General features: G+C 70.3%; 19 protein-coding genes. 14 read left to right on the top strand and 5 right to left on the bottom strand.

Annotation, left to right across the window (positions count from 1 at the left end; genetic code table 11):
- Positions 1-87: 87 nt before the first annotated feature.
- Positions 88-1,206: a phosphoserine transaminase gene (serC, locus tag ACFQ7F_RS35915; RefSeq protein WP_383280167.1), complete on the bottom strand. Its 1,119-nt coding sequence runs from the start codon at positions 1,204-1,206 to the stop codon at positions 88-90.
- A 150-nt stretch (positions 1,207-1,356) separates the two neighbouring features.
- Here serC and ACFQ7F_RS35910 point away from each other — a divergent pair, with 150 nt between their 5' ends.
- The 9 genes from ACFQ7F_RS35910 to ACFQ7F_RS35870 all read left to right on the top strand — a co-directional run bounded on the left by ACFQ7F_RS35910 (position 1,357) and on the right by ACFQ7F_RS35870 (position 14,625).
- The gene (locus tag ACFQ7F_RS35910) at positions 1,357-4,224 is read left to right on the top strand and encodes an FAD-binding and (Fe-S)-binding domain-containing protein (protein WP_383280164.1); all 2,868 of its coding nucleotides are present in this window, start codon (positions 1,357-1,359) and stop codon (positions 4,222-4,224) included.
- 697 nt (positions 4,225-4,921) lie between these two features.
- Positions 4,922-5,932, top strand: a complete 1,011-nt coding sequence (locus ACFQ7F_RS35905; RefSeq protein WP_383280161.1) for a DMT family transporter — start codon at positions 4,922-4,924, stop codon at positions 5,930-5,932.
- 114 nt (positions 5,933-6,046) lie between these two features.
- On the top strand, positions 6,047-6,841 hold the full coding sequence (locus ACFQ7F_RS35900; RefSeq protein WP_383280158.1) for a TIGR03084 family metal-binding protein: 795 nt from the start codon (positions 6,047-6,049) through the stop codon (positions 6,839-6,841).
- Positions 6,838-8,580 (top strand): acyclic terpene utilization AtuA family protein, encoded by a 1,743-nt coding sequence (locus ACFQ7F_RS35895; RefSeq protein WP_383280155.1) that lies wholly within the window; start codon positions 6,838-6,840, stop codon positions 8,578-8,580. Before ACFQ7F_RS35900 ends, ACFQ7F_RS35895 begins: the two co-directional genes overlap by 4 nt.
- Positions 8,577-10,178, top strand: a complete 1,602-nt coding sequence (locus ACFQ7F_RS35890; protein WP_383280152.1) for an acyl-CoA carboxylase subunit beta — start codon at positions 8,577-8,579, stop codon at positions 10,176-10,178. The genes ACFQ7F_RS35895 and ACFQ7F_RS35890 overlap by 4 nt, the downstream gene beginning before the upstream one ends.
- A 10-nt stretch (positions 10,179-10,188) precedes the next feature.
- On the top strand, positions 10,189-12,087 hold the full coding sequence (locus tag ACFQ7F_RS35885; protein WP_383280150.1) for a biotin carboxylase N-terminal domain-containing protein: 1,899 nt from the start codon (positions 10,189-10,191) through the stop codon (positions 12,085-12,087).
- Positions 12,084-13,250 (top strand): acyl-CoA dehydrogenase family protein, encoded by a 1,167-nt coding sequence (locus ACFQ7F_RS35880; protein WP_383280147.1) that lies wholly within the window; start codon positions 12,084-12,086, stop codon positions 13,248-13,250. The genes ACFQ7F_RS35885 and ACFQ7F_RS35880 overlap by 4 nt, the downstream gene beginning before the upstream one ends.
- Before the next feature lie 35 nt (positions 13,251-13,285).
- The gene (locus ACFQ7F_RS35875) at positions 13,286-14,020 is read left to right on the top strand and encodes an enoyl-CoA hydratase family protein (protein ID WP_383280144.1); all 735 of its coding nucleotides are present in this window, start codon (positions 13,286-13,288) and stop codon (positions 14,018-14,020) included.
- Positions 14,008-14,625: a TetR/AcrR family transcriptional regulator gene (locus ACFQ7F_RS35870; protein ID WP_383280142.1), complete on the top strand. Its 618-nt coding sequence runs from the start codon at positions 14,008-14,010 to the stop codon at positions 14,623-14,625. Before ACFQ7F_RS35875 ends, ACFQ7F_RS35870 begins: the two co-directional genes overlap by 13 nt.
- Before the next feature lie 18 nt (positions 14,626-14,643).
- On the opposite strand, the gene ACFQ7F_RS35865 is transcribed toward ACFQ7F_RS35870, so the two are convergent.
- Complete coding sequence (locus tag ACFQ7F_RS35865) at positions 14,644-15,378, bottom strand: helix-turn-helix domain-containing protein (RefSeq protein ID WP_383280139.1); 735 nt, start codon at positions 15,376-15,378, stop codon at positions 14,644-14,646.
- 251 nt (positions 15,379-15,629) lie between these two features.
- On the opposite strand from ACFQ7F_RS35865, the gene ACFQ7F_RS35860 reads away from it, so the two are divergent.
- From ACFQ7F_RS35860 to ACFQ7F_RS35850, 3 genes are read left to right on the top strand one after another with little or no spacing between them, the layout of a single operon-like run.
- The gene (locus tag ACFQ7F_RS35860) at positions 15,630-16,298 is read left to right on the top strand and encodes a DUF4097 family beta strand repeat-containing protein (RefSeq protein ID WP_383280136.1); all 669 of its coding nucleotides are present in this window, start codon (positions 15,630-15,632) and stop codon (positions 16,296-16,298) included.
- Positions 16,299-16,346: 48 nt separating this feature from the next.
- A complete protein-coding gene (locus ACFQ7F_RS35855; RefSeq protein WP_383280134.1) occupies positions 16,347-17,330 on the top strand; it encodes an ATP-binding cassette domain-containing protein in 984 nt (327 codons plus the stop codon).
- On the top strand, positions 17,327-18,112 hold the full coding sequence (locus ACFQ7F_RS35850) for an ABC transporter permease (RefSeq protein WP_383280131.1): 786 nt from the start codon (positions 17,327-17,329) through the stop codon (positions 18,110-18,112). The genes ACFQ7F_RS35855 and ACFQ7F_RS35850 overlap by 4 nt, the downstream gene beginning before the upstream one ends.
- A gap of 126 nt (positions 18,113-18,238) precedes the next feature.
- On the opposite strand, the gene ACFQ7F_RS35845 is transcribed toward ACFQ7F_RS35850, so the two are convergent.
- A complete protein-coding gene (locus ACFQ7F_RS35845; protein WP_383280128.1) occupies positions 18,239-19,339 on the bottom strand; it encodes a citrate synthase 2 in 1,101 nt (366 codons plus the stop codon).
- 263 nt (positions 19,340-19,602) lie between these two features.
- Here ACFQ7F_RS35845 and pdxH point away from each other — a divergent pair, with 263 nt between their 5' ends.
- Complete coding sequence (gene pdxH / locus ACFQ7F_RS35840; RefSeq protein WP_383280125.1) at positions 19,603-20,379, top strand: pyridoxamine 5'-phosphate oxidase; 777 nt, start codon at positions 19,603-19,605, stop codon at positions 20,377-20,379.
- Between the two features lie 53 nt (positions 20,380-20,432).
- Here the strand turns inward: pdxH and ACFQ7F_RS35835 are convergent, their stop codons facing one another.
- Positions 20,433-21,296: an alpha/beta fold hydrolase gene (locus tag ACFQ7F_RS35835; RefSeq protein WP_383280123.1), complete on the bottom strand. Its 864-nt coding sequence runs from the start codon at positions 21,294-21,296 to the stop codon at positions 20,433-20,435.
- A 666-nt stretch (positions 21,297-21,962) separates the two neighbouring features.
- Positions 21,963-22,655, bottom strand: coding sequence for a metal-dependent transcriptional regulator (locus ACFQ7F_RS35830; RefSeq protein WP_383280120.1), 693 nt, complete (start codon positions 22,653-22,655; stop codon positions 21,963-21,965).
- A gap of 235 nt (positions 22,656-22,890) precedes the next feature.
- Between ACFQ7F_RS35830 and ACFQ7F_RS35825 the strand changes: the two genes are divergently transcribed.
- The gene (locus ACFQ7F_RS35825; protein WP_383280118.1) at positions 22,891-23,655 is read left to right on the top strand and encodes an SIS domain-containing protein; all 765 of its coding nucleotides are present in this window, start codon (positions 22,891-22,893) and stop codon (positions 23,653-23,655) included.
- Positions 23,656-23,746 lie beyond the last annotated feature (91 nt).

The raw sequence follows: 23,746 nt of genomic DNA, 5'->3' as shown, positions 1-23,746 counted from the left end.
CCCAAAGGGGCGCGGGGCTGTGACATGTGCGGCTCCGCCGCGTGGGCGCGACCAGCCACGAAGCACCCGCAGCTGAAAGCGAAAGCGTTAAAGCTTCTCGATGACGTAGTCAATGCACTTCGTGAGCGCCTCGACGTCCGCCGGGTCGATCGCCGGGAACATCGCCACGCGCAGCTGGTTACGGCCGAGCTTGCGGTAAGGCTCCGTGTCAACGATGCCGTTCGCGCGCAGAGCCTTCGCAACAGCGGCAGCGTCGATCTCGTCCGCGAAGTCGATCGTGCCGATGACCTGCGAGCGCTTGGCCGGGTCCGTGACGAACGGCGTCGCGTACTTGGACTCCTCGGCCCATCCGTACAGCGCCTGCGACGACGCGGCCGTGCGGCCGGTCGTGAAGTCGAGGCCGCCCTGGCTGTTCATCCACTCCAGCTGCTCGGCGAGCAGGAAGAGCGTGGAGAGCGCCGGGGTGTTGTACGTCTGGTTCTTGCGGGAGTTGTCGATCGCCGTGGGAAGGCTGAAGAACTCCGGTACGTGCCGGCCGCTCGCGTGGATGCGCTCGGCACGCTCGATCGCCGCCGGGGAGAACGCGGCGAGCCAGAGGCCGCCGTCCGAGGCGAAGGACTTCTGCGGGGCGAAGTAGTAGACGTCCGTCTCGGCGATGTCGACCGGGAGGCCGCCCGCGCCGGAGGTGGCGTCCACCAGGACGAGGGAACCCGCGTCAGCGCCGGCCACCCGCTTGATGGGGGCCGCGACGCCGGTCGAGGTCTCGTTGTGCGTGAACGCGTAGACGTCCACGCCCGCCTCGGCCTGCGGCTCCGGGTGCGTGCCCGGCTCACTCGAGATCACGGTGGGCTCGGCGAGCCACGGGGCGAGCTTCGAGGCCTTGGCGAACTTGGAGGAGAACTCGCCGAACGCGAGGTGCTGCGACTTGTTCTCGATCAGGCCGTGCGTCGCGACGTCCCAGAAGGCGGTGGAGCCGCCGTTGCCCAGGATCACCTCGTACCCCTCGGGGAGGGAGAAGAGGTCGCGCACACCTTCGCGCACCTTGCCGACCAGGTTCTTGACCGGGGCCTGGCGGTGGGAGGTGCCGAGCAGAGAGGTACCGGTGGCGGCGAGCGCGTCCAGCGCCTCCGTGCGCACCTTGGAGGGGCCCGCGCCGAAACGTCCGTCGGCGGGCTTGATGTCAGCGGGAATCTGGATCTCAGCCACGGGGTGAGCCTAGCGGCTCAGGGCGGTCCGTCATCCGGGCGTCCGGCGGCTGAGATCGTGCCGCCCCACAGTTTGGACGCCGCGGGGCGCTCGTCCTCAAACGCCGGACGGGCTGAAGGCTCCGTGCATCCTGAGGGCATGGATATGGGCATGAGTGATCTCGGAGGCGTAGGCGCAGGCGTAGATGCAGACGTACAGGACGTAGAGAAGGAACTACGGGCAGCCGTGCGGGGGGAGGTGGACTTCTCCGTCACCGCGCGGGCCCTGAACACCATGGACGCGTCCAACTACCGCCGCGTGCCGCTCGGTGTCCTTGCCCCGCGCGACGCGGACGACGTGGCGGCGGCGCTCGCCGTGTGCCGGGAGCGCGGGGTGCCCGTCGTCGCCCGCGGCGCCGGTACGTCCATCGCCGGGCAGGCGACCGGCACGGGGCTCGTCCTCGACTTCACCCGGCACATGAACCGCATCGTGTCCCTCGACGCGCAGGCGCGGACCGCGGTCGTCCAGCCGGGGGTGATCTGCGACGACCTGCGGGGCGCGGCGTCCAAGCACGGCCTGACCTTCGGCCCCGACCCGTCCACCCACAACCGCTGCACCCTGGGCGGAATGATCGGCAACAACTCCTGCGGATCGCACTCGGTCGCCTGGGGAACGACCGCCGACAACGTCTCGTCCCTCTCGGTCGTGAGCGGCGGGGGCGCACGGCTCGCGCTCGGCCAGGGCTGGTCCGGCGCCCCCGACGGCCTCCGCGCGTTGGTGGACGGCGATCTCGAACTCCTGCGCACCGGATTCCCGGAGCTCCCGCGCCGTATCTCCGGCTACGCCCTGGACGCCATGCTCCCCGAGCGGGGTGTGGATCTGGCCCGCGCGTTCTGCGGTTCGGAAGGCACCCTCGGCGTGGTGACGGAGGCGGTCGTACGCCTCGTCGACGCGCCACGCGCGCGTGCCCTCGCGGTACTCGGGTACGCCGACGAGAGCGCGGCGGCGGAGGCCGCGGCAGGCCTGCTGCCGTACGGGCCGCTGACGGTGGAGGGGATGGCCGCCGATCTCGTACGGGGAGCGCACGGGCTGCCCAAGGGCGGCGCCTGGCTGTTCGTGGAGACGGGCGGCGCGAGCGGCGGCGAGGCTCGCGCGCGTGCCGAGTCGATCGTGAAGGGGGCCGCATCCGGGGGTGTCGTGGACTCGGTGGTGGTGACCGACCCGGTGGGGCAGCGCGCCCTGTGGCGGGTTCGCGAGGATGCCAGCGGGACGGCGACGCGGATGCCGGACGGCAGTGAGGCGTGGCCGGGCTGGGAGGACTGCGCGGTGCCGCCCGCCCGGCTCGGGGCGTATCTGCGGGACTTCAGGGGGCTGCTCACCGACCACGGGCTTCGCGGGACTCCGTACGGGCACTTCGGGGACGGCTGCATCCACGTACGCATCGACTTCGACCTGATGAGCGAGGAGGGTGTGCGGCGCTTCCGGCGCTTCTCGGAGGACCTGGCGGAGGTCGTGGTCGCGCACGGGGGTTCGCTGTCGGGCGAGCACGGGGACGGCCAGGCTCGGGCGGAGCTGCTTCCGAAGATGTACGGGGCTGAGCTTGTGCAGCTGTTCGAGCGTGTGAAGGGGGTGTGGGACCCGGCGGATCTGCTGAACCCGGGGATGCTGGTGCGGCCCGCGCCGCTGGACGCGAACCTGCGTTTCGCCCCGCTGCCGCGTGAGCCGGTGGACGTGGCCTTCGGATACCCCCATGACGGCGGGGACTTCTCCGCGGCGGTGCGGCGGTGTGTGGGGGTCGCCAAGTGCCGTACTACGTCCGCTGGTTCGGGCGGCGGGGTCATGTGCCCTTCCTTCCGGGCAACGGGCGAGGAAGAGCACTCCACGCGGGGCCGGGCACGACTCCTGCACGAGATGCTCGCGGGTGATGTGGTGACGGACGGGTGGCGCTCGGAGGAGGTGCGGGACGCGCTCGATCTGTGCCTGTCCTGCAAGGGATGCCGGTCGGACTGCCCGGTGGGCGTGGACATGGCCACGTACAAGGCGGAGTTCCTGCATCACCACTACGAGGGACGCAGGCGGCCCGCGGCGCACTACGCGATGGGCTGGTTGCCGCTGTGGCTGCGCCTCGCCGACCGGACGCGTACGGCGGGGGTGGCCAATGCGCTCGCGCGGGTGGGGGTGTTGGCGTCGCTGGCGAAGCGGGTGGGCGGGATCGCGCAGGAGAGGGAGATTCCGCAGCTGGCGGGGGAGTCCTTCCGGCGGTGGTTCCGGGGGCGGGGGGATTCGGGGTCTCCGGGTGCGGGTGCGGGGCCAGGTGCGGGTCCGGCTGTCGTGGTGTGGCCTGACACGTTCACGGATTACCTGTCACCGGCGGTGGGGCGGGCCGCGGTGCGGGTCCTGGAGGATGCGGGGCTGCGTCCCGTCGTGCCGCCGGGGGATGTGTGCTGCGGGTTGACGTATGTGTCCACGGGCCAGCTGGACCGGGCCCGCGCGGTGATGCGACGCACGCTGGATCGGATGGGGCCGCTGCTCGACTCCGGGGCGCTGCTCGTGGTCCTCGAACCGAGCTGTGCGGCGGCGCTGAAGACGGACCTGGTGGAGCTCCTCGGGGAGGACGCGCGGGCGGCAGAACTGGCGGGACGGGTACGGACGTTCGCGGAGGCTTTGGAGGAACTGGCGCCGGAGTGGTCGCCGCCGAGGATCGGGCGGGCGGTTGTGGGCCAGACCCACTGTCATCAGCATGCGGTCCTGGGCGATGCCGCTGAGCGCCGGCTGCGGGAGAAGGCGGGCCTGGAGGGCGAGTTGAGCGGGGGCTGCTGTGGACTCGCGGGGAACTTCGGCTTTGAGGCGGGGCATTACGAGGTGTCGGTGGCGTGTGCGGAGGAGCAGTTGTTGCCTGCGGTGCGGGGGGTTGTGCCGGAGGGGGAGGGCGGACCTGTGGTCCTCGCGGACGGCTTCTCCTGTCGGACGCAGTTGGAGCAGTTGGGGGAAGGGGTTCGGGGGAGGCATCTGGCGGAGGTTCTGGCTGAGCTGCTCTGACGGGGCTGTACTGGCCCGGTGTGGGTCTGGGTGCCGGGGCCGTCCGGTTGACCCGAGATTGGCGGTTACGGGACGGGCGTCAAGGGCGCTCCTGCGTCGCGTCGGCTGCGCCGATGGCCCTTCGGGCCACCCTTGACTCCCGTCCCTCCACCGCGCGAGGGAAGACATCCGGACGGCCCAGGGGCGGGACTCTCGGGACAGCTGGGTTGGGGCTTCGGTTTTGCTGCCGGGTGCGGACTGGTTCGTTGGGGGCGGCGGGGCGTGGGTGAGGTGCGCGGTCGGTTCGGGGAGCGGTGGCGGTCTCGTCAAGCGGCCAGCGGCCGGCGGCCGAGGGTCCGGGGGTCCGGGGGTCCGGCACCTACTTTCGCAAAGTTGTGTTCTTGAAGAAGGGGGGCGCACGCGTTGGGTAATGCGCCGCCCTCTCGATGCCGGGCAATCGGGCGGTGGGTGGGAAAGCTTGTTCGTGCGGAGGGGGGTGCGGGGTGCTCGGGTGGTGGGTGGGGAGGTTTGTTCGGGCAGGTCAGGTGCGGGGTGACCCGTATGGACCGGCCTAGGGCAGGCCCATCGCCATTCGGAATGTGGACTCGGTTTGCGTACAGCAGTGAAAGGGCTCCACAATCCTGACGTAGTCCACTACCTTGGACGGGGTAGTTCAGGTGAGTGGACTGGCCGAGGATCGAGGAGTGGAGAGGTCGCTGTGGACGCGTCGAGTAGTGGTCAGGAGGCGGCGCCCGGCGGGCGGTGGGGTGCCCTCGGGCCCGTCGGGCTCGTGCTCGCGGGCGGGGTCTCCGTCCAGTTCGGCGGGGCCATCGCCGTGAGCGTGATGCCCAAGGCGGGAGCCCTCGGCATCGTGACCCTGCGGCTCGCCTTTGCTGCTCTGGTGCTGATGATCGTCTGCAGGCCCAGGCTGCGCGGGCACTCCCGGGCCGACTGGGGGACCGTTCTTGCTTTCGGCGTGGCCATGGCCGGGATGAACGGGCTCTTCTATCAGTCCGTCGCCCGGATCCCCATGGGGCCCGCCGTGACGCTGGAGGTGCTCGGGCCGCTTGCCCTCTCCGTCTTCGCCTCGCGCCGTGCCCTGAATCTGGTCTGGGCCGGGCTCGCCCTCTGCGGTGTCTTCTTGCTGGGGGGCGGGGGTGGGTTTGATGGGCTTGATCCTGTCGGTGTCGCGTATGCGCTTGGTGCTGGTGCCATGTGGGCCACTTACATCGTCTTCAGTGCCCGTACCGGGCGCCGCTTCCCGCAGGCCGACGGGCTCGCCCTCGCGATGGTCGTCGCTGCTCTCCTCTTCCTGCCGCTCGGGCTTGTCGAGTCCGGGGAGAAGCTCGTCCGGCCCGAGGTGCTCGGGCTCGGTGCTGCCGTCGCCGTGATGTCCTCCGTGCTGCCGTACACGCTCGAACTGATCGCCCTGCGCAGGCTGCCCGCCTCCACCTTCGCGATCATGATGAGCCTGGAGCCCGCCATCGCCGCCGTCGCCGGGTTCCTCGTGCTTAATCAGGCTCTGTCCGTGAATGAGGCTCTGGCTATTTCGTTGGTCATCGCCGCCAGCATGGGCGCCGTTCGGACCCAGATCGGGCGTGGTCGGGCCCGTAAGCCCGGCGACGTCGTCGCGTCGGGGGCCACCCCGGATGCCGTGCTGGCTCCTGCGGAGAGCACGGAGAGCGCGGAGAGCGCGGAGGAGTCGGTACCGGAGACGTCCGGAAAGTAATGCAAGCACGCTTGCTTGTTTCTCCGGGCGCTGCCATGCTCCGGGGCACTTCCCCAAGCTCTCAACTTCGTTCGAGCAGGGGAGACCCTGTTCGTGCCCCGAGGGGAGCGCTCCGTGTCCGAAGCTGTGCCCGTACTCGACGATCTGCGCCGTGAGAGCGAGGAACTCGACCAGCTGGTAGGGGGAGTGAGTGGCGAGGGGTGGGTGCTGCCCACCCCTGCCGAAGGGTGGACCGTCGCCCATCAGATTGCCCATCTCTCCTGGACCGACCGTGCCGCGCTGACCGCCATCACCGATGGTGAGGCCTTCGGGCGGCTGGTCGAAGAGGCCCTCGCTGCTCCCGATTCGTTTGTCGACGACGGGGCGGATGAAGGGGCCGGGCTGCCCCCCGACGAGTTGCTCGCGCGGTGGCGTGGAGGGCGCGACGCCCTGCTGAAGGCCTTGACCGCCGCCCCGCGCGGCACCCGGTTTCCCTGGTACGGGCCGCCCATGTCCGCCACCTCCATGGCGACCGCCCGCCTTATGGAGACCTGGGCCCACGGCCAGGACGTCGCCGACGCGCTGGGTGTCGTGCGGGTGCCGACGGACCGGTTGCGGCATGTGGCTCATATCGGGGTGCGGGCCCGGGACTTCGCCTTCGGGGTGCGGGGGCTGAGTGCGCCGGATGACGCGTTTCGGGTTGAACTGTGGCTGCCCTCCGGTGAGTTGTGGGTCAGTGGTCCCGAAGATGCTGGTCAGCGGGTTACCGGGCCCGCCCTCGACTTCTGCCTCCTCGTCACGCAGCGCGCGCACCGGGACGATCTCGCCGTGCGTGCGGAAGGTGCTGATGCCGAGCGGTGGCTGGACATCGCGCAGGCCTTCGCGGGGCCGCCTGGGCCCGGGCGGCCCGCCAAGGAGGGTGGGCGGTGACCGGGCCGCTGCGGATCGGCAACGCCTCCGGGTTCTACGGCGACCGCTTCGACGCCATGCGCGACATGCTCACCGGCGGCCCCCTCGACGTCCTCACCGGCGACTATCTCGCCGAGCTGACCATGCTGATCCTCGGGCGCGACCGGCTCAAGGATCCCGTACGCGGGTACGCGAAGACCTTCCTGCGGCAGCTGGAGGAGTGCCTGGGGCTTGCCCAGGAGCGGGGCGTCAAGATCGTCGCCAATGCCGGTGGGCTGAATCCTGGTGGACTTGCCGATGCCGTACGGGAGTTGGCCGGGCGACTTGGGGTGGTGGGGGTGCGGGTCGCGCATGTGGAGGGGGATGATCTGGGGTCCCGCTTTCCGGACGCCCTCACCGCCAACGCCTATCTCGGCGGCGCCGGTATCGCCGCCTGCCTGCGTGGTGGCGCCGACATCGTCGTCACCGGGCGCGTGACCGACGCCGCTCTCGTCACCGGGCCCGCCGCCGCGCACTTCGGGTGGGGAGAGGCGGACGGTGACCTCGACCGGCTCGCCGGTGCCGTCGTCGCCGGGCACATCCTCGAATGCGGGACGCAGGCCACCGGCGGCAACTACGCCTTCTTTGGTGAGCGTTCGGGGCGGGAACTGCTCCGGCCCGGCTTTCCGGTCGCCGAGATCCATGAGGACGGGTCAAGCGTCATCACCAAGCACGACGGCACGGGCGGTTTCGTCGATGTCGGCACGGTCACCGCGCAGCTGCTGTACGAGACCTCCGGCGCCCGGTATGCAGGGCCCGACGTCACCGCCCGGCTCGACACGGTCACCCTCACTCAGGAGGGGTCCGACCGGGTACGCGTCTCCGGGGTGCGCGGAGAGGCCCCGCCGCCGGATCTGAAGGTCGGGCTCAACCGGCTCGGCGGCTTCCGTAATGAAGTCGTCTTCGTCCTCACCGGGCTTGAGGTGGAAGCCAAGGCCGAGCTTGTGCGTGCCCAGGTCGAGGATGCCTTCGGGCGAAATAAGTCCCGGCCGCAGGACGTGCGGTGGGAGCTTGCCCGTACCGATCGGCCGGATGCCCTGAGCGAAGAGACCGCCTCCGCTCTGTTGCGGCTCGTCGTGCGCGATCCGCAGCAGGACCCCGTCGGCCGCGCTCTGAGCGGTGCCGCGATCGAGCTGGCCCTCGGCAGCTACCCCGGATTCCACGTCACGGCGCCCCCGGGCAAGGGCGCGCCCTACGGAGTCTTCGAGGCCGCGTACGTCGAGCGCGGCACCGTCGATCACGTGGCCGTTCTGCCGGGAGGTGAGCGGCGTTCCCTTGAGGCGTGCGGCGGCAGTCTCGTACTCGAAGACCTCGGCCGGCCGACCCTGCCCGCGCCCCTCCCGGGCGGCCCCACCCGCCGCGCGCCCCTCGGCCTCGTCGCCGGGGCCCGCAGCGGTGACAAGGGTGGGGACGCGAACGTCGGCGTGTGGGTGCGTACGGACGACGCCTGGCGGTGGCTCGTCCATGAGCTGACCGTCGAGCGGTTCCGTGAACTCATCCCGGAAGCCGATGAGTTGACCGTCGTACGGCATGTTCTGCCGAATCTGCGGGCGCTGAACTTCGTCGTGGTGGGGATCCTCGGCGCGGGCGTCGCGTCCCAGGCCCGCTTCGATCCGCAGGCCAAGGGCCTCGGCGAGTGGCTGCGCGCCCGCCACCTCGACATCCCGGTCGCGCTGCTCGAAGCGACCGCACCCATTGAACCGACGGAGGTACACCCGTGACCGTCCTCGCGTCCGCGCTCGACCCCGCGAGCGCCGAGTACGCCGAGCACCGCGAGGCCATGCTGGCCAAGCTCACCGAGCTCGACGCCGAGCAGGCCAAGGCCCTTGAGGGCGGGGGCGAGAAGTACGTCGCCCGGCACCGCAAGCGCGGCAAGCTGCTTGCCCGCGAACGGATCGAGCTGCTCCTCGACCCCGACACGCCCTTCCTCGAACTGTCGCCGCTCGCCGCCTGGGGGAGCGACTATCCCGTCGGCGCCTCGATGGTCACCGGCATCGGTGTTGTCGAGGGCGTGGAGTGCCTGATCACCGCCAACGACCCGACCGTGAGGGGCGGGGCCAGTAATCCTTGGACCCTGAAGAAGGCCTTCCGGGCGCACGAGATCGGGCACGCCAACCGACTGCCGTCCATCCATCTCGTGGAATCGGGGGGCGCCGATCTCCCGTCTCAGAAGGAGATCTTCATTCCGGGCGGTGCGCTCTTCAAGCACCTCACCCAGTCGTCGGCCGCCGGTATCCCGACCGTCGCCGTCGTCTTCGGCAACTCGACGGCGGGTGGCGCCTACGTACCCGGCATGAGCGACCACGTGATCATGGTCAAGGAGCGCGCCAAGGTCTTCCTCGGCGGTCCGCCCCTGGTGAAGATGGCCACCGGCGAGGAGAGCGACGACGAGTCGCTCGGCGGCGCCGAGATGCACGCCCGTACCTCCGGCCTCGCGGACTACCTCGCCGAGGACGAGCGCGACGCGCTCAGGCAGACGCGGAGGGTGGTCAAGCGGCTCAACTGGCAGAAGGCGTACGCCGATCCGGTCGGTTTCGTCGATCCTCCCAAGTACGACCCGGACGAGCTGCTCGGCATCGTGCCCGGCGATCTCAAGGTGCCCTTCGACCCGCGCGAGGTCATCGCCCGCATCGTCGACGGCTCCGACTTCGACGAGTTCAAGCCGCTGTACGGGGCGAGCCTCACGACAGGGTGGGCCTCGCTGCACGGCTATCCCGTCGGGATCCTGGCCAACGCGCAGGGCGTGCTCTTCAGCGAGGAGTCGCAGAAGGCCGCCCAGTTCATCCAGTTGGCCAACCAGCGGGACATCCCGCTGCTCTTCCTGCACAACACCACCGGCTACATGGTCGGCAAGGAGTACGAGCAGGGCGGCATCATCAAGCACGGCGCGATGATGATCAACGCCGTGTCGAACTCGCGCGTGCCGCATCTCAGCGTGCTGATGGGGGCCTCGTACGGTGCCGGGCACTACGGCATGTGCGGGCGCGCCTTCGACCCGCGCTTCCTCTTCGCCTGGCCGAGCTCCAAGTCCGCCGTCATGGGGCCGCAGCAGCTGGCGGGCGTCCTTTCGATCGTGGCCAGGGCATCCGCCGCCGCCAAGGGGCAGCCCTACGACGATGACGCCGACGCGGGCCTGCGCGCCATGGTGGAGCAGCAGATCGAGTCGGAGTCGCTGCCGATGTTCCTTTCAGGGCGGCTCTACGACGACGGGGTCATCGACCCCCGCGACACCCGCACGGTCCTCGGCCTGTGTCTGTCCGCGATCCACACCGCCCCCTACGAGGGCGCGCGCGGTGGCTTCGGCGTCTTTCGGATGTGAGGAACTCACCATGATCAACGCCATACTCGTCGCCAACCGCGGCGAGATCGCCTGCCGCGTCTTCCGCACCTGCCGCGATCTGGGCATCGCCACCGTGGCCGTGTATTCCGACGCCGACGCGGACGCCCTGCACGTCCGTGAGGCCGACTCCGCCGTACGCCTGCCTGGCGCGGCGCCCGCCGACACGTATCTGCGCGGCGAACTCATCGTGAAGGCCGCGCAGGCCGCCGGGGCGGACGCCGTCCACCCCGGCTACGGCTTCCTCTCCGAGAACGCGGACTTCGCGCGCGCCGTCATCGACGCCGGGCTCGTGTGGATCGGGCCGCCGCCCGATGCGATCGAATCCATGGCCTCCAAGACGCGCGCCAAGGAGCTCATGGGTATTGCGCCGATGGGTCTGGAGGATGTCTCGGAGGGTGATCTGCCGGTTCTGGTGAAAGCGGCTGCCGGTGGTGGCGGGCGCGGCATGCGGGTGGTTCGGGAACTCCGCGCTTTGAAGGGCGAGTTGGTGGCCGCCCGTGCGGAGGCGGCCAGTGCCTTCGGGGACGGCGAGGTCTTCGTCGAGCCCTATCTGGAGGGCGGCCGGCACGTCGAGGTGCAGATCATGGCCGACGCGTACGACACCGTGTGGGCGCTCGGGACGCGGGACTGCACGCTCCAGCGCAGACATCAGAAGGTCGTCGAGGAGTCCCCGGCGCCTGGCCTCGCCGCCGGGCTCGTCGATGAGCTGCACGCGCAGGCCGTGCGCGCGGCGCGCGTGACCGGGTATCGCGGGGCGGGCACGGTGGAGTTCCTGGTCGCGGGCGACCGGGCGCACTTCCTGGAGATGAACACCCGGCTCCAGGTGGAACACCCGGTGACCGAGGCCGTGTTCGACATCGACCTCGTGGCCCTGCAGATTCAGGTCGCGGAGGGCGCACGGCTCGCGGAAGAGCCGCCTCCCGCTCGCGGGCACGCCGTCGAGGCCCGCCTCTACGCCGAGGACCCGGGCGCGCAGTGGGCCCCGCAGACCGGCACCCTGCACCGGCTCTCCGTGCCGGGAGTGCGGCTCGACACGGGGTACGTGGACGGCGACACGATCGGCGTGCACTACGACCCGATGCTGGCCAAGGCCATCGCGTACGCCCCCACCCGTGCGCAGGCCCTGCGCGCGCTCGCGGGATCCCTTGAGCGTGCCGCCGTCCACGGACCCGTCACCAACAGGGAGTTGCTCGTACGATCCCTGCGGCACCCGGAGTTCGTCGAGGCCCGCATGGACACGGGCTTCTACGACCGGCACCTCGCCGAACTCGCGGCCCCCGCACCCGACCCGCACGCCCCGCTGGCCGCCGCGCTCGCCGACGCGCACGGGCGCTCGCGGTTCGGCGGCTGGCGCAATCTCGCGTCGCAGCCGCAGGCCAAGCTCTTCCGGAGCGAGCCGGACGGCGTCGAGCACGAGGTCCGCTACCGGCACACGCGGGAGGGGCTGAGCGCGGAAGGCGTGCGGGTGCTCTCCGTGTCCGGTGAGCTCGTCGTACTCGAAGTCGACGGTGTGCGGCGGCAGTTCCCCGTCCAGCGGTACGGCGGTGATCGCGTGTACGTCGGCAACACCGCCCTCACCTCGCTCCCGCTGCTCCCCGAACCCACCGTCCGGCAGGAGCCGGGGTCCCTGCTCGCCCCGATGCCCGGCACCGTCGTGCGCCTGGCCGACGGGCTCGCGGAGGGGGCGCGGGTCACCGCCGGGCAGCCCCTCATCTGGCTGGAGGCCATGAAGATGGAGCACCGCATCTCCGCTCCCGCCTCCGGCACGCTCACCGCCCTGCATGCCGAGCCCGGCCGCCAGGTCGAGGTCGGCGCGCTGCTCGCAGTCGTAGACGTCGCAGAAGACGTACAGGTCGCAGATGTCGTACAGGAGGAGCAATCCGTATGAGCACCGTCCTCGAAACCGAAGAGCACCAGGCCCTGCGCGCGGCCGTCGCCGCACTCGGCAAGCGCTACGGCCGCGACTACGTCACCCGCGTCGTACGCGACGGGGCCCACCCCGACGAGCTGTGGGCCGACGCCGCCAAGCTCGGCTACCTGGGCGTGAACCTGCCCGAGGAGTACGGCGGCGGAGGCGGTGGCATAGCCGAACTGTCCATCGTTCTGGAGGAGTTGGGTGCGGCGGGTTGTCCGCTCCTGATGATGGTCGTCTCGCCCGCGATCTGCGGGACCGTCATCGCCCGCTTCGGCACCGATGAGCAGAAGCAGGCCTGGCTGCCCGGCCTCGCCGACGGCACCCGCACCATGGCGTTCGGCATCACCGAGCCCGACGCGGGCTCCAACTCCCACCGGATCACGACGACCGCGCGCAAGGACAGCGCGAGCGGCGACTGGCTCCTGACCGGCCGCAAGGTGTTCATATCGGGCGTCGACATCGCCGACGCGACGCTGATCGTGGGCCGTACGGAAGATGCCAGGACCGGCAATCTGAAGCCCTGCCTCTTCATCGTCCCGCGCGACACCGAGGGCTTCCAGCGGCGGCAGATCGAGATGGAACTCCAGGCGCCGGAGAAGCAGTTCGAGCTGACCCTCGATGACGTACGGCTGCCCGCCGACGCGCTGGTGGGTGACGAGGACGCGGGCCTTCTCCAGCTCTTCGCCGGGCTCAACCCCGAGCGGATCATGACGGCGGCGTTCTCGCTCGGCATGGCGCGCTACGCGCTCTCCCGGGCCGTCGGATACGCCAAGGAACGCAGCGTGTGGAAGAGCCCGATCGGCGCCCACCAGGCGATCGCGCACCCCCTCGCGCAGTCCCACATCGATATCGAACTCGCCCGCCTCATGATGCAGAAAGCCGCCAGGCTCTACGACGAGGGCGACGACATGGGTGCGGGTGAGGCCGCCAACATGGCCAAGCTCGCCGCCGCCGACGCGTGCGTGAAGACCGTCGACCAGTCGGTGCACACGCTGGGCGGCAACGGCCTGACGAAGGAGTTCGGTCTCGCCTCGCTGATCGTGGCGTCGCGGGTGGCACGGATTGCCCCCGTGAGCCGGGAAATGATCCTCAACTACGTGTCCCACCAGACGCTGGGTCTGCCCAAGTCGTACTGAGCCCCCGTCCTCTTCTTTCAACTGCTGGAGATTCCATGGGACTTGTGTACGCGCCCCCGGAGCGCGGCATCGTCACGCTCATCCTGGACCACCCCGCCAACCGCAACGCGCTCTCGGCGGGGCTCCTGCAAGGGCTCACGGAGATGCTCGACGACTGCGGCAAGGACCCCGACGTACGCGCGATCGTCCTCACGCACACCGGCTCGACGTTCTGCTCCGGCGCCGATCTGCGGGAGCCGCCGGACCCGGCCGTCTTCGTGGCGCTGCTCCGGCAGATCGTGGAGCTGCCGAAGCCGGTGGTGGCGCGGGTGGACGGGCATGTGCGGGCGGGCGGGCTCGGTCTTCTCGGTGTGTGCGACATGGCCGTCGCGGGGCCCGGGGCGTCGTTCGCGCTGACGGAGGTACGGATCGGCGTTGCGCCCGCGGTCATCTCCATGCCGCTGCTCGCCAGGATCGACCCGAGCGCGGCGGCACGCTACTTCCTCACCGGGGAGCGTTTCGGTGGGGCGGAGGCGGCGCGGATCGGTCTGGTGACGGTGGCCGGGGACGACGTGGACGCGGAGCTGCAGCCTCTCCTCGACGGGCTGCGGAAGGCGGCGCCGCAAGCCCTGGCCGAGACGAAGAAGCTGCTCACGGCTAGGGTGCTCGACGCATTCGACCACCACACGGACTCCCTCATCGCCCTGTCCGCGCGGCTCTTCGCATCGGCGGAGGCGCGGGAAGGGATGGGGGCGTTCCTTGAACGACGGGAGTGCCCATGGGCGCTGTGACCGCGGCTGATGGTGCCGATCGGGCCGACCGTGCCGATCGCTCGCCGAAGCAGGACCGCAGCCGCGCGACGCGCCAGCGGCTCCTGGAGGCCGCGGTGGCGTGCCTCGCCGAGAGCGGCTGGGCGGGGTCCACGGTCTCCGTGGTCGCCGAGCGGGCGGGGGTTTCACGCGGGGCGGCCCAGCACCACTTCCCCACGCGGGAGGACCTCTTCACGGCGGCGGTGGAGTACGTCGCCGAGCAGCGGTCCACCGCGCTGCGGGCGCTTCCGGCGCAGGACAGGGCGTCGGTGGTCGCCGCCCTGGTCGACCTCTACACCGGGCCGCTCTTCCGGGCGGCGCTGCATCTGTGGGTGGCGGCGTCCAACGAGCCTCAACTCGGGTCCCGGGTGACGGAGCTGGAGGCGCGGGTAGGGCGTGAGACGCACCGGATCGCGGTGCGGCTCCTCGACGCCGACGAGTCGCGGCCGGGGGTGCGGGAGACGGTCCAGGGGCTCCTGGACATGGCGCGTGGCCTCGGCCTCGCGAACCTGCTGACGGATGACGGGGCGCGCAGGGAGCGTGTGGTGGGGGAGTGGGCGAGGCTGGTGGAGGGGGCGCTGGGGTGAGCTCGCCCCAGCGCCTGATCACTCATCTGGTGTGCGGCTCGCCCCGGGCTTCGTGTGGAGGATCTCGCGGGCCTGTTCCGCGGCGCGGGCGGTGCTCTCGCTGACGAAGTCGAGGTAGCGGGCGATGTTCTCCAGGCGGGTGGCGGCCGGGGTGTCGCGCCCGAGGACGGCGACGCCCTGCCGTGTGGTCTCGACGATCTGGACGAGGGCACGGGCACTGGCCATCATCGACTGGTGCCAGACCTCGTCGTCGACCACATAGCGCTCACGGCGGCGTTCGTCGCGTTCACGGCGGACGAGGTCCTGACCCTCCAGGAACGCGATCGCCTTGGAGATGGACGCAGGGCTGACCTGTAGATGCCGGGCGAGTTCGGACGCGGTGACGCTGCCCGAGTCCGTGGTGTAGAGGCAGGCAAGGACCCGGGACATCATCTTGGCCAGGCCCGACTGCATGAAGACGGTGGTCAGCGTCTCCTCGTACTCGCGCACGGCCTCCGGATCGCGTCCGTGGACCTGCGGCGGCGCCTCGGCCCCCCGCGGTGCGGCCTGCCTGCGCTGGTGGGTGCGGCGTTCCGTGGCGCGATGGGCCAGGTCGGCGCGGTAGCCGCCGGGGCCGCCGTTGCGCATCACCTCGCGCGTGATCGTCGAGGTCGGACGGTCGAGACGCCTGGCGATCTCCGCGTAGGCGAGGCCGTCGGCAAGCCCCAGCGCGATCTGCTGACGTTCCTGCTGGGTGAGTCTGCCTCCCGGCATCGCGGTCTCCTTCGCTCTCTTTTGTGCCGCCAGCATAGCGTTCACTCTCATTGCATTGCAACGATCATGTGTCTCGCGTTGCATTCCGTGCAGCAGTATTGCAACGAAATACTTACTCTGACCTGCAGTGATGCCAATCCCTCGCAACGAAGTAATTGAGAGAACCGCGAACGCAACGTAGCGTTCACGACATCAGAAAGAGCGAAGCGCACGAAGAACACGAAGAACGCGACGAACACAAGGAGCACACCATGCAGAAGTTCGACACCACCGCCCCGGTCACCGCCGTCCTGGACATCCCCGCCGGGCGGATCCAGTTCATCGCCGCCGACCGCGCCGACGCCACGGTGGAGGTCCTGCCCGCGAATGCCTCGAAGAGCGGCGACGTGAAGGCCGCCGAGCAGACCGAAGTCACCTACGCCGACGGCGTCCTGCGGATCCAGGTGCCGGAGGGGAAGAACCGGATCCTCGGCAACTCCGGTGCTGTCGAGATCACGGTCCAGCTGCCCGCCGGGTCCCGTGTCGAGGCGAAGTCCGCCGCCGCGGAGTTCCGGGGCGTGGGACGCCTCGGTGACGTCGTCTTCGACGGCGGCTACGGCTCGGTCAAGCTGGATGAGGCCGCGAGCGCCCGCCTCACCGGCCACGACGCCACCATCACGGTCGGCCGTCTGACGGGCGACGGCGAGATCAGCACCCAGCGGGGCGACGTGAACATCACCGAGGCCACCCGCGGCACGCTCACGCTGAGCACCCAGCAGGGCAACATCACGGCCGGCGCCGCCCGCGGAGTGTCCGCCTCTCTGGACGCCGGTACCAGCTACGGCCGGATCAACAACGCGCTGAAGAACAGCGACGGCACGCCCGGCCTGGTCATCAAGGCGACCGTCTCCCAGGGCGACATCAGCGCCCGCAGCCTCTGAACCTCGCAGCTCCGTTCCGAACCCCGCAGCTTTGAAGGAGTTCCCCTCATGACGAACCTGGCCATCGCGGCGCACGGGCTGCGCAAGGCTTACGGCGACAAGACCGTCCTGGACGGCATCGACCTCGCTGTCCCGGAAGGCACGGTCTTCTCGCTGCTCGGCCCGAACGGGGCCGGCAAGACCACCGCCGTCAAGATCCTCTCCACCCTCGTCTCCGCCGACGCCGGTGACCTGCGCGTCGGCGGCCACGACCTGGCCGTCGCCCCGCAGGCGGTGCGGGCCGGGATCGGCGTCACCGGGCAGTTCTCCGCCGTCGACGGCCTGATCACCGGCGAGGAGAACATGCTCCTGATGGCCGACCTGCACCACCTGTCCAAGTCCGAGGGGCGCCGGGTCGCCGCCGAACTCCTTGAACGCTTCGACCTCACCGAGGCCGCCAAGAAACCCGCCTCCACCTACTCCGGCGGCATGAAACGCCGCCTCGACATCGCCATGACCCTGGTCGGCGACCCCCGGATCATCTTCCTCGACGAACCCACCACCGGTCTCGACCCCCGCTCCCGGCACAACATGTGGGGCATCATCCGCGGTCTCGTCTCCGGCGGGGTGACCGTCTTCCTCACCACCCAGTACCTGGAGGAGGCCGACGAACTCGCCGACCGCATCGCCGTACTCAACAACGGCAAGATCGCCGCCGAGGGCACCGCGGAAGAGCTCAAGCGGCTCATCCCCGGCGGGCACGTCCGCCTCCGCTTCACCGACCCGGACGCCTACCAGTCGGCCGCCGCCGCCCTGCACGAGGCCGCCCGCGATGACGAGGCTCTCGCTCTCCAACTCCCCAGCGACGGCACCCAGCGCGAACTGCGCTCCATCCTCGACTGGCTCGACTCCGCCGGCATCGAGGCCGACGAACTCACCGTGCACACCCCCGACCTCGACGACGTGTTCTTCGCCCTGACCGACAACACCCACGTCCCCACCCAGCCGAGCCAGTCCACTGAGCCGAACCAGCCCAAGGAGACCGTCCGATGAGTACCTTCTCCCTCGCCATGCGCGACTCGTCCACGATGCTGCGCCGCAACCTCCTGCACGCCCGGCGCTACCCGTCCCTCACCCTGAACCTGCTGCTCACGCCGGTCATGCTGCTGCTGCTCTTCGTCTACATCTTCGGCGACGTGATGAGCGCGGGCATCAGCGGCGGCGACCGCTCCGACTACATCGCCTACCTGGTGCCCGGCCTCCTGCTCATGACCATCGGCAGCACCACGATCGGCACCGCGGTCTCCGTCTCCACCGACATGACCGAGGGCATCATCGCCCGCTTCCGTACGATGGCCATCCACCGCGGCTCCGTACTCATCGGGCACGTCGTCGGCAGCGTCCTGCAGTGCATCGCCAGCGTGATCCTCATGGGCGCCGTCGCCTTGGCCATCGGCTTCCGCTCCACCGACGCCACCGCCTTGGAGTGGCTCGCGGCCTTCGGACTGCTCACGCTCTTCGCCCTGGCGCTCACCTGGATCGCCGTCGGGATGGGCATGGTCAGCCCGAACGCCGAGGCCGCGGGCAACAACGCGATGCCGCTGATCTTCCTCCCGCTCATCTCCAGCGCCTTCGTCCCCATCGACGCCATGCCGGGCTGGTTCCAGCCGATCGCCGAGTACCAGCCCTTCACCCCGGCCATCGAGACCCTGCGCGGCCTGCTCCTCGGCAGCGAGATCGGCAACAACGGCTGGATCGCCATCGCCTGGTGCGTCGGTCTCGCGGTGCTCGGCTACTTCTGGTCGGCCTCGAAGTTCAACGGCGACGCGAAGTAGCCGCCGTGACCGCGCGGGCGGCCCCTCCCGCAACTCGCCCCACACCAAGGCGGCGTACACCGACACCACGTCGGAGTACGCCGCCTCGTTCGTACGCCTGCTGCTGCGTACGGCTGCCTGTTGCTGCTAGCGCGCGATGTCCCCGAACCCCTCGACCTCCCGAGGATCCCGCGCCGCAGGGCCCATGTACCGGGCCGAGGGGCGGACGAGGCGGCCCGTCCGCTTCTGCTCAAGGATGTGCGCCGACCAACCTGCGGTCCGTGCGCACGTGAACATGGACGTGAACATGTGCGCAGGCACCTCGGCGAAGTCCAGGACGATCGCGGCCCAGAACTCGACGTTCGTCGCCAGGATCCGGTCGGGGCGCCGGGCGTGCAGCTCGTCCAGGGCGGCCTTCTCAAGGGCCTCCGCCACCTCGAAGCGGGGAGCGCTCAGCTCACGCGCCGTACGGCGCAGGACCCGCGCGCGGGGATCCTCGGCCCGGTACACCCGGTGGCCGAAGCCCATCAGGCGCTCGCCCTTGTCAAGCGCCTGCTTGACGTACGCGACCGCGTCCCCGGTCCGCTCGATCTCCTCGATCATGCCGAGCACACGGGACGGCGCCCCGCCGTGCAGCGGCCCGGACATGGCGCCCACCGCGCCCGAGAGCGCCGCGGCCACGTCCGCGCCCGTCGACGCGATGACGCGGGCCGTGAACGTGGAGGCGTTCATGCCGTGCTCGGCGGCCGAGGTCCAGTAAGCGTCGACGGCTTTGACGTGCTTGGGGTCGGGCTCGCCGCGCCAGCGCTTCATGAAGCGCTCGACGACCGTGTCGGCCTTGTCGATCTCGCGCTGCGGCACCATCGGCAGGCCCTGGCCGCGCGCGGACTGGGCGACGTACGAGAGTGCCATGACGGCGGCCCGCGCGAGGTCGTCGCGCGCTTCCCGCTCGCTGATGTCCAGGAGCGGCTTCAGGCCCCACACGGGGGCGAGCATCGCGAGCGCGGACTGGACGTCGACGCGGATGTCACCGGAGTGCACCGGGATCGGGAACGGCTCGGCGGGCGGCAGGCCGGGGTTGAAGGCGCCGTCGACGAGCAGGCCCCAGACGTTGCCGAAGGAGACGTGGCCGACCAGATCCTCGATGTCGACGCCGCGATAGCGAAGCGCGCCGCCTTCCTTATCCGGTTCGGCGATCTCCGTCTCGAACGCGATGACTCCCTCAAGTCCGGGTACGAAGTCGGACATCAGGCGGCTCCTCGTGATGTGTACGACAGATGGTGGTGACAGACAGCTCATGACCATGTGTCAGAAGTGGGCATTTCCGGTCCGGTTCCGCGGTCTGCCGGTGCATCGGTGGCTACCGGTTTTCGACTCGCGGTCCGGGTCGGTCACCCCGGTCATGCCCCGTGCGGCTGGTGGTCACCCAACCGGTACGGAAGCCGCACGATATCCCTTGGTGCCACCCTTGGCGATGGTGTGCGGCACTCAGTGCCACACGTCACCCCCCTATGGTGTGGACGGCCCGTCGGCCGACCCTTCGTATACGGCAAGATGACCGCGTGACCGATCGAGCCGCCGCTTCTGCATCAGCCTCATCATCTGCCGCTGCCGCCCCTCCCGCGTCCGACCTCGCCGCCATACGGGCCCACTACGGAGCCGACGGACTCGTCGAGGCGGAGCTGCCCGCCACGCCCGTCGAGCTGTTCGGGCTCTGGTTCACGCAGACACTCGCCGCGGCCGACGCGGGCGTGCTCCACGAGCCGAACGCCATGGTCGTCTCGACGGCGGACACCGCGGGCCGCCCCAGCTCACGCACGGTCCTGTTGAAGGGCTACGACGAGCGCGGCTTCGTCTTCTTCACCAACTACGAGTCCCGCAAGGCCCGCGAACTGGCCGTGAACCCGAACATCGCGCTGCTCTTCCCGTGGCATCCGATGGCACGCCAGGTCATCGTCACGGGCACGGCGGAGCGCGTCGCCCGCGAGGAGACGGTGGCGTACTTCCGCACCCGCCCGCACGGCTCCCAGCTCGGCGCCTGGGCCAGCGCCCAGTCCTCGGTCATCGCCACGCGCGAAGAACTCGACCGCGCGTACGCCGACTTGGCGGAGCGTTACCCGGAGGGCGAGCAGGTGCCCGCGCCCTCGCACTGGGGCGGCTTCCGCGTCGAGCCGCAGAGCGTGGAGTTCTGGCAGGGCAGGGCGAACCGTCTGCATGACCGCCTGCGCTACGAACGCTCAGGCCGGGGCGCCACCGCCGCCTGGACGGTGGACCGCCTCAGCCCGTGAGTCGCAGGGCCCCGTGAGTCGCCGGGGCTCCGTGAGCGCCGGGCCCCGCCCCGTCACCCCGTCAGAACCCCGTCCAGGAACGGCTGGATCGCCTCGCGCCAGGCCTCCGGCTGGTCGTAGTGCACCAGGTGACCGGCGTCGGCCACTTCCGCGTACGCCCCACGGGGCAGCACGCGGACCATTTCCTGCGCCTCGGCACGGCCCAGCTCGCCGTCGAGGCCGCGGACGACCAGGGCGGGGCACTGGACCTGGGTCAGATACTCCCAGTGGGCGTCGTACACCCAGGTCTCGCGGGACTTCAGCATCTGGTCGCGGTCGAAGACGGGGCGCCAGCCGTCCGGGCCCTCGGTCATCACCTCGGCGAAGAACTCGCCGCGTGAGGGGTTCGTCCGCTCCACCCACGGATCGTCCTCGCCGAACCACTTCCGTACGTCGGCGAGTGTCGCGAAGGGCACGGGCCAGGCCTTGAACCAGTCCTCCCACTCGCGCTGCGACGCGGCGCCGAGGGCGGAGGCCCGCATGTCGGTGATGATCAGGGCGCGGACGAGATCGGGGCGCTTCGCGGCGAGCTGCCATGCGGTGAGCGCGCCCATGGAGTGGCCGATGAGGACGGCGGGGGCGAGACCGAGCTGGATGAGCGCGGCCTCGGCGTCGGCCACGTAGGCCTCGCGGGTGAAGGGGCCCTCGGGGGGCTTGTCGCTCTGTCCGTGCGCGCGCTGGTCGAGTGCGACCGCGCGATGCCGCTCGGAGAGCCAGCGGGCGGTGCCCGCCCAGTGGGATGCACGGCCCATCAGGCCGTGCAGTAACAGGACGCCTCCGGGCGGCCCGTCGGTCTCCCTGGACTTGGGAGGATCAGCGAACTCCCAGGCGGCAAGGCGAACGCCGCCCGCGCCTGTCACGTCAATGCGCCGCACCATGGTTCCTGGCACCCCCCTTGAATCCTCTCGGGCTGAACGCCTGGCTGAACGCCTGGTTCTGTCACGCACCCCCGCACGCTATCGAACTCTTTTTCGAAACCGGCCAGATCGCCGGCAACACCCCTCGTTCGAGTGACCACCCTCAAGGATTGACTGCCGCCGCCGAGGGGAGATCTTCATCGGGAGGCGGGCCGCTAGGGGAAAACGGTCCGAGGGGGATGACCCTGGGAGCTCGGGGCTCCGGGTCACGACAGGGGAGGACAGGCCCCGGCGCTCAAGGGCGCCGGGGCCCTCTGCGTGCTCAGGGCGCGGCGAGGCGCACGGCTCGCGTACGCGCTCCCGCTCACCAGATGGGCACATCCTCCTGCCCCCTCCCACAGTCGTGGCGGCCGGTTCCGCGCCGACACGACAAGAGCCCTTTGGTCATATGCCTCACGCGACAGCCTCGCACGCAAAACGTCCGGGCGCTGCGATTCCGCACACTGAATCTTGGACCCCATACAATCCTGGAGTCTTCACAACTGCCCAACCGTTACCGCTAGTTGACGCTAACCCCCGGTAACGGGAGTCGGATCCCGCCATCGCCCGACGCCGTGGACCCCATCGCCCGGTCACGAGGGCCTCGACGTGACCTCAGCGTGTCCTCGGCGTGACTTCGGCGTGGCCTCAGCGCTTGGCGACGAAGACGTGCGACGCGACCTCCGCGTCCAGCTCCGCGGCCTCACCGCTGCTGCCCACGAGCACCCCGCCCGCGGACTCCGTCACGCTCACCACGGAGCCGGGCTGCACACCCGCGCGCCGCAGCGTGTACATGAGCTGCGCGTCCGTCTGGATGGGCTCGCCGATGCGGCGCACCACGACGGTCTTGCCCTCCGTGCCGGGGTCGAGGTCGACCAGGGACACCATGCCCTCGTCGAGGAACGGGTCGGCCACGTCCTTCTCGCCGAGCTCTTCCAGGCCCGGGATCGGGTTGCCGTACGGAGACTCGGTGGGGTGGCGCAGGAGCTCCAGGACACGGCGCTCCACCGCCTCGCTCATCACGTGTTCCCAGCGACACGCCTCCGCGTGGACCTGCTCCCACTCCAGGCCGATCACGTCGACGAGCAGGCACTCCGCCAGGCGGTGCTTGCGCATCACGCGGGTGGCGAGCCTGCGGCCCTCCTCCGTCAGCTCCAGGTGGCGGTCGCTCGCGACCGCCACCAGACCGTCGCGCTCCATGCGCGCGACCGTCTGGCTCACCGTCGGCCCGCTCTGGTCGAGACGCTCGGCGATCCGGGCGCGCATGGGGACCACACCTTCCTCCTCCAGCTCGAGGATGGTGCGCAAATACATCTCAGTGGTGTCAATAAGCCCCGACATGGGTGCCCCTCAGATCTCGCTCGTGCGGCCGGCCCTGCTACCAAGTCTGACGCATACCGCTGACAACCGGGTCGCGCCAGGGGAAAACCCGGTCCAGGCGGCCTTGACGGGGTGCTCAGGCCGTATTGACAGGGCACTGGTCCAGACCGCAACGTGAGCCGCGGCACACGGGAAACACGTGCAGAACATACGTACAAAACATACGTACTACGTACCCGGAAAGGTTCATCGACGCATGGGCTCGAAGAGCGAGAGCAAGCTGGCCGGTCAGTACATCGACGCCGCGATCGGCCTGCTCGGGCGGGTGCGCGACGAGGAGGGCGGGAACGTCGACGCGGCGGGCACGCTCATCGCCGACGCGGTCGAGGCCGACGGCAGGCTCTTCGCCTTCGGAGCAGGGCACTCCTCGCTGGCCGCCCAGGACGTCGTCTACCGCGCCGGCGGCCTCGCCCTGATGAACCTCCTCGCCGTCCCCGGTGTCGTCGGGGTCGACGTCATGCCCGCCACGCTCGGCTCCGCCCTGGAGCGGGTGGACGGGCTCGCCGGCGCCGTCCTCGACTCCTCGCCGGCCCGCTCCGGCGACGTACTCGTGATCATCTCGCTCTCCGGGCGGAACTCGCTGCCCGTGGAGATGGCGATGAACGCCCGCGCGCTCGGCCTGAAGGTCATCGGGGTGACGTCGGTGGTGTACGCGACGGAGACGAAGTCGCGGCACGTGACCGGCACCTTCCTCAAGGACCACTGCGACGTAGTGATCGACTCCAAGATCGCGCTCGGCGACGGGGAGCTCAGCCTCGACACGGTCGACGCGCCCTTCGGGCCCGCGTCCAGCGTCGTCGCGAACGCGATCATGCAGGCGATGATGGCGACCGCCGTCGAGCGGCTCGCCGCGCGGGGCGTCGAGCCGCCGCTGCTCCGGTCGGCGAACGTGGACGGCGGGCACGAGTGGAACGGACGCGTCTTCGCCGAGTACGGCGACCGGATCTACTACCGCCGCTGAGACCTCTGGGGCTCTTGTACGTCCGTGGGGAAGGGCACCCGCACGCTGAGCCCTCCCCCCTCCTCGTTCGCCTCCGCGATCGCCCGTGTGC

This window comes from Streptomyces sp. NPDC056486 (assembly GCF_042795295.1).
Classification (GTDB): domain Bacteria; phylum Actinomycetota; class Actinomycetes; order Streptomycetales; family Streptomycetaceae; genus Streptomyces.
Note: the sequence above shows the minus strand (reverse complement) of the source record. Positions and strands in the feature narration are given on the sequence as shown.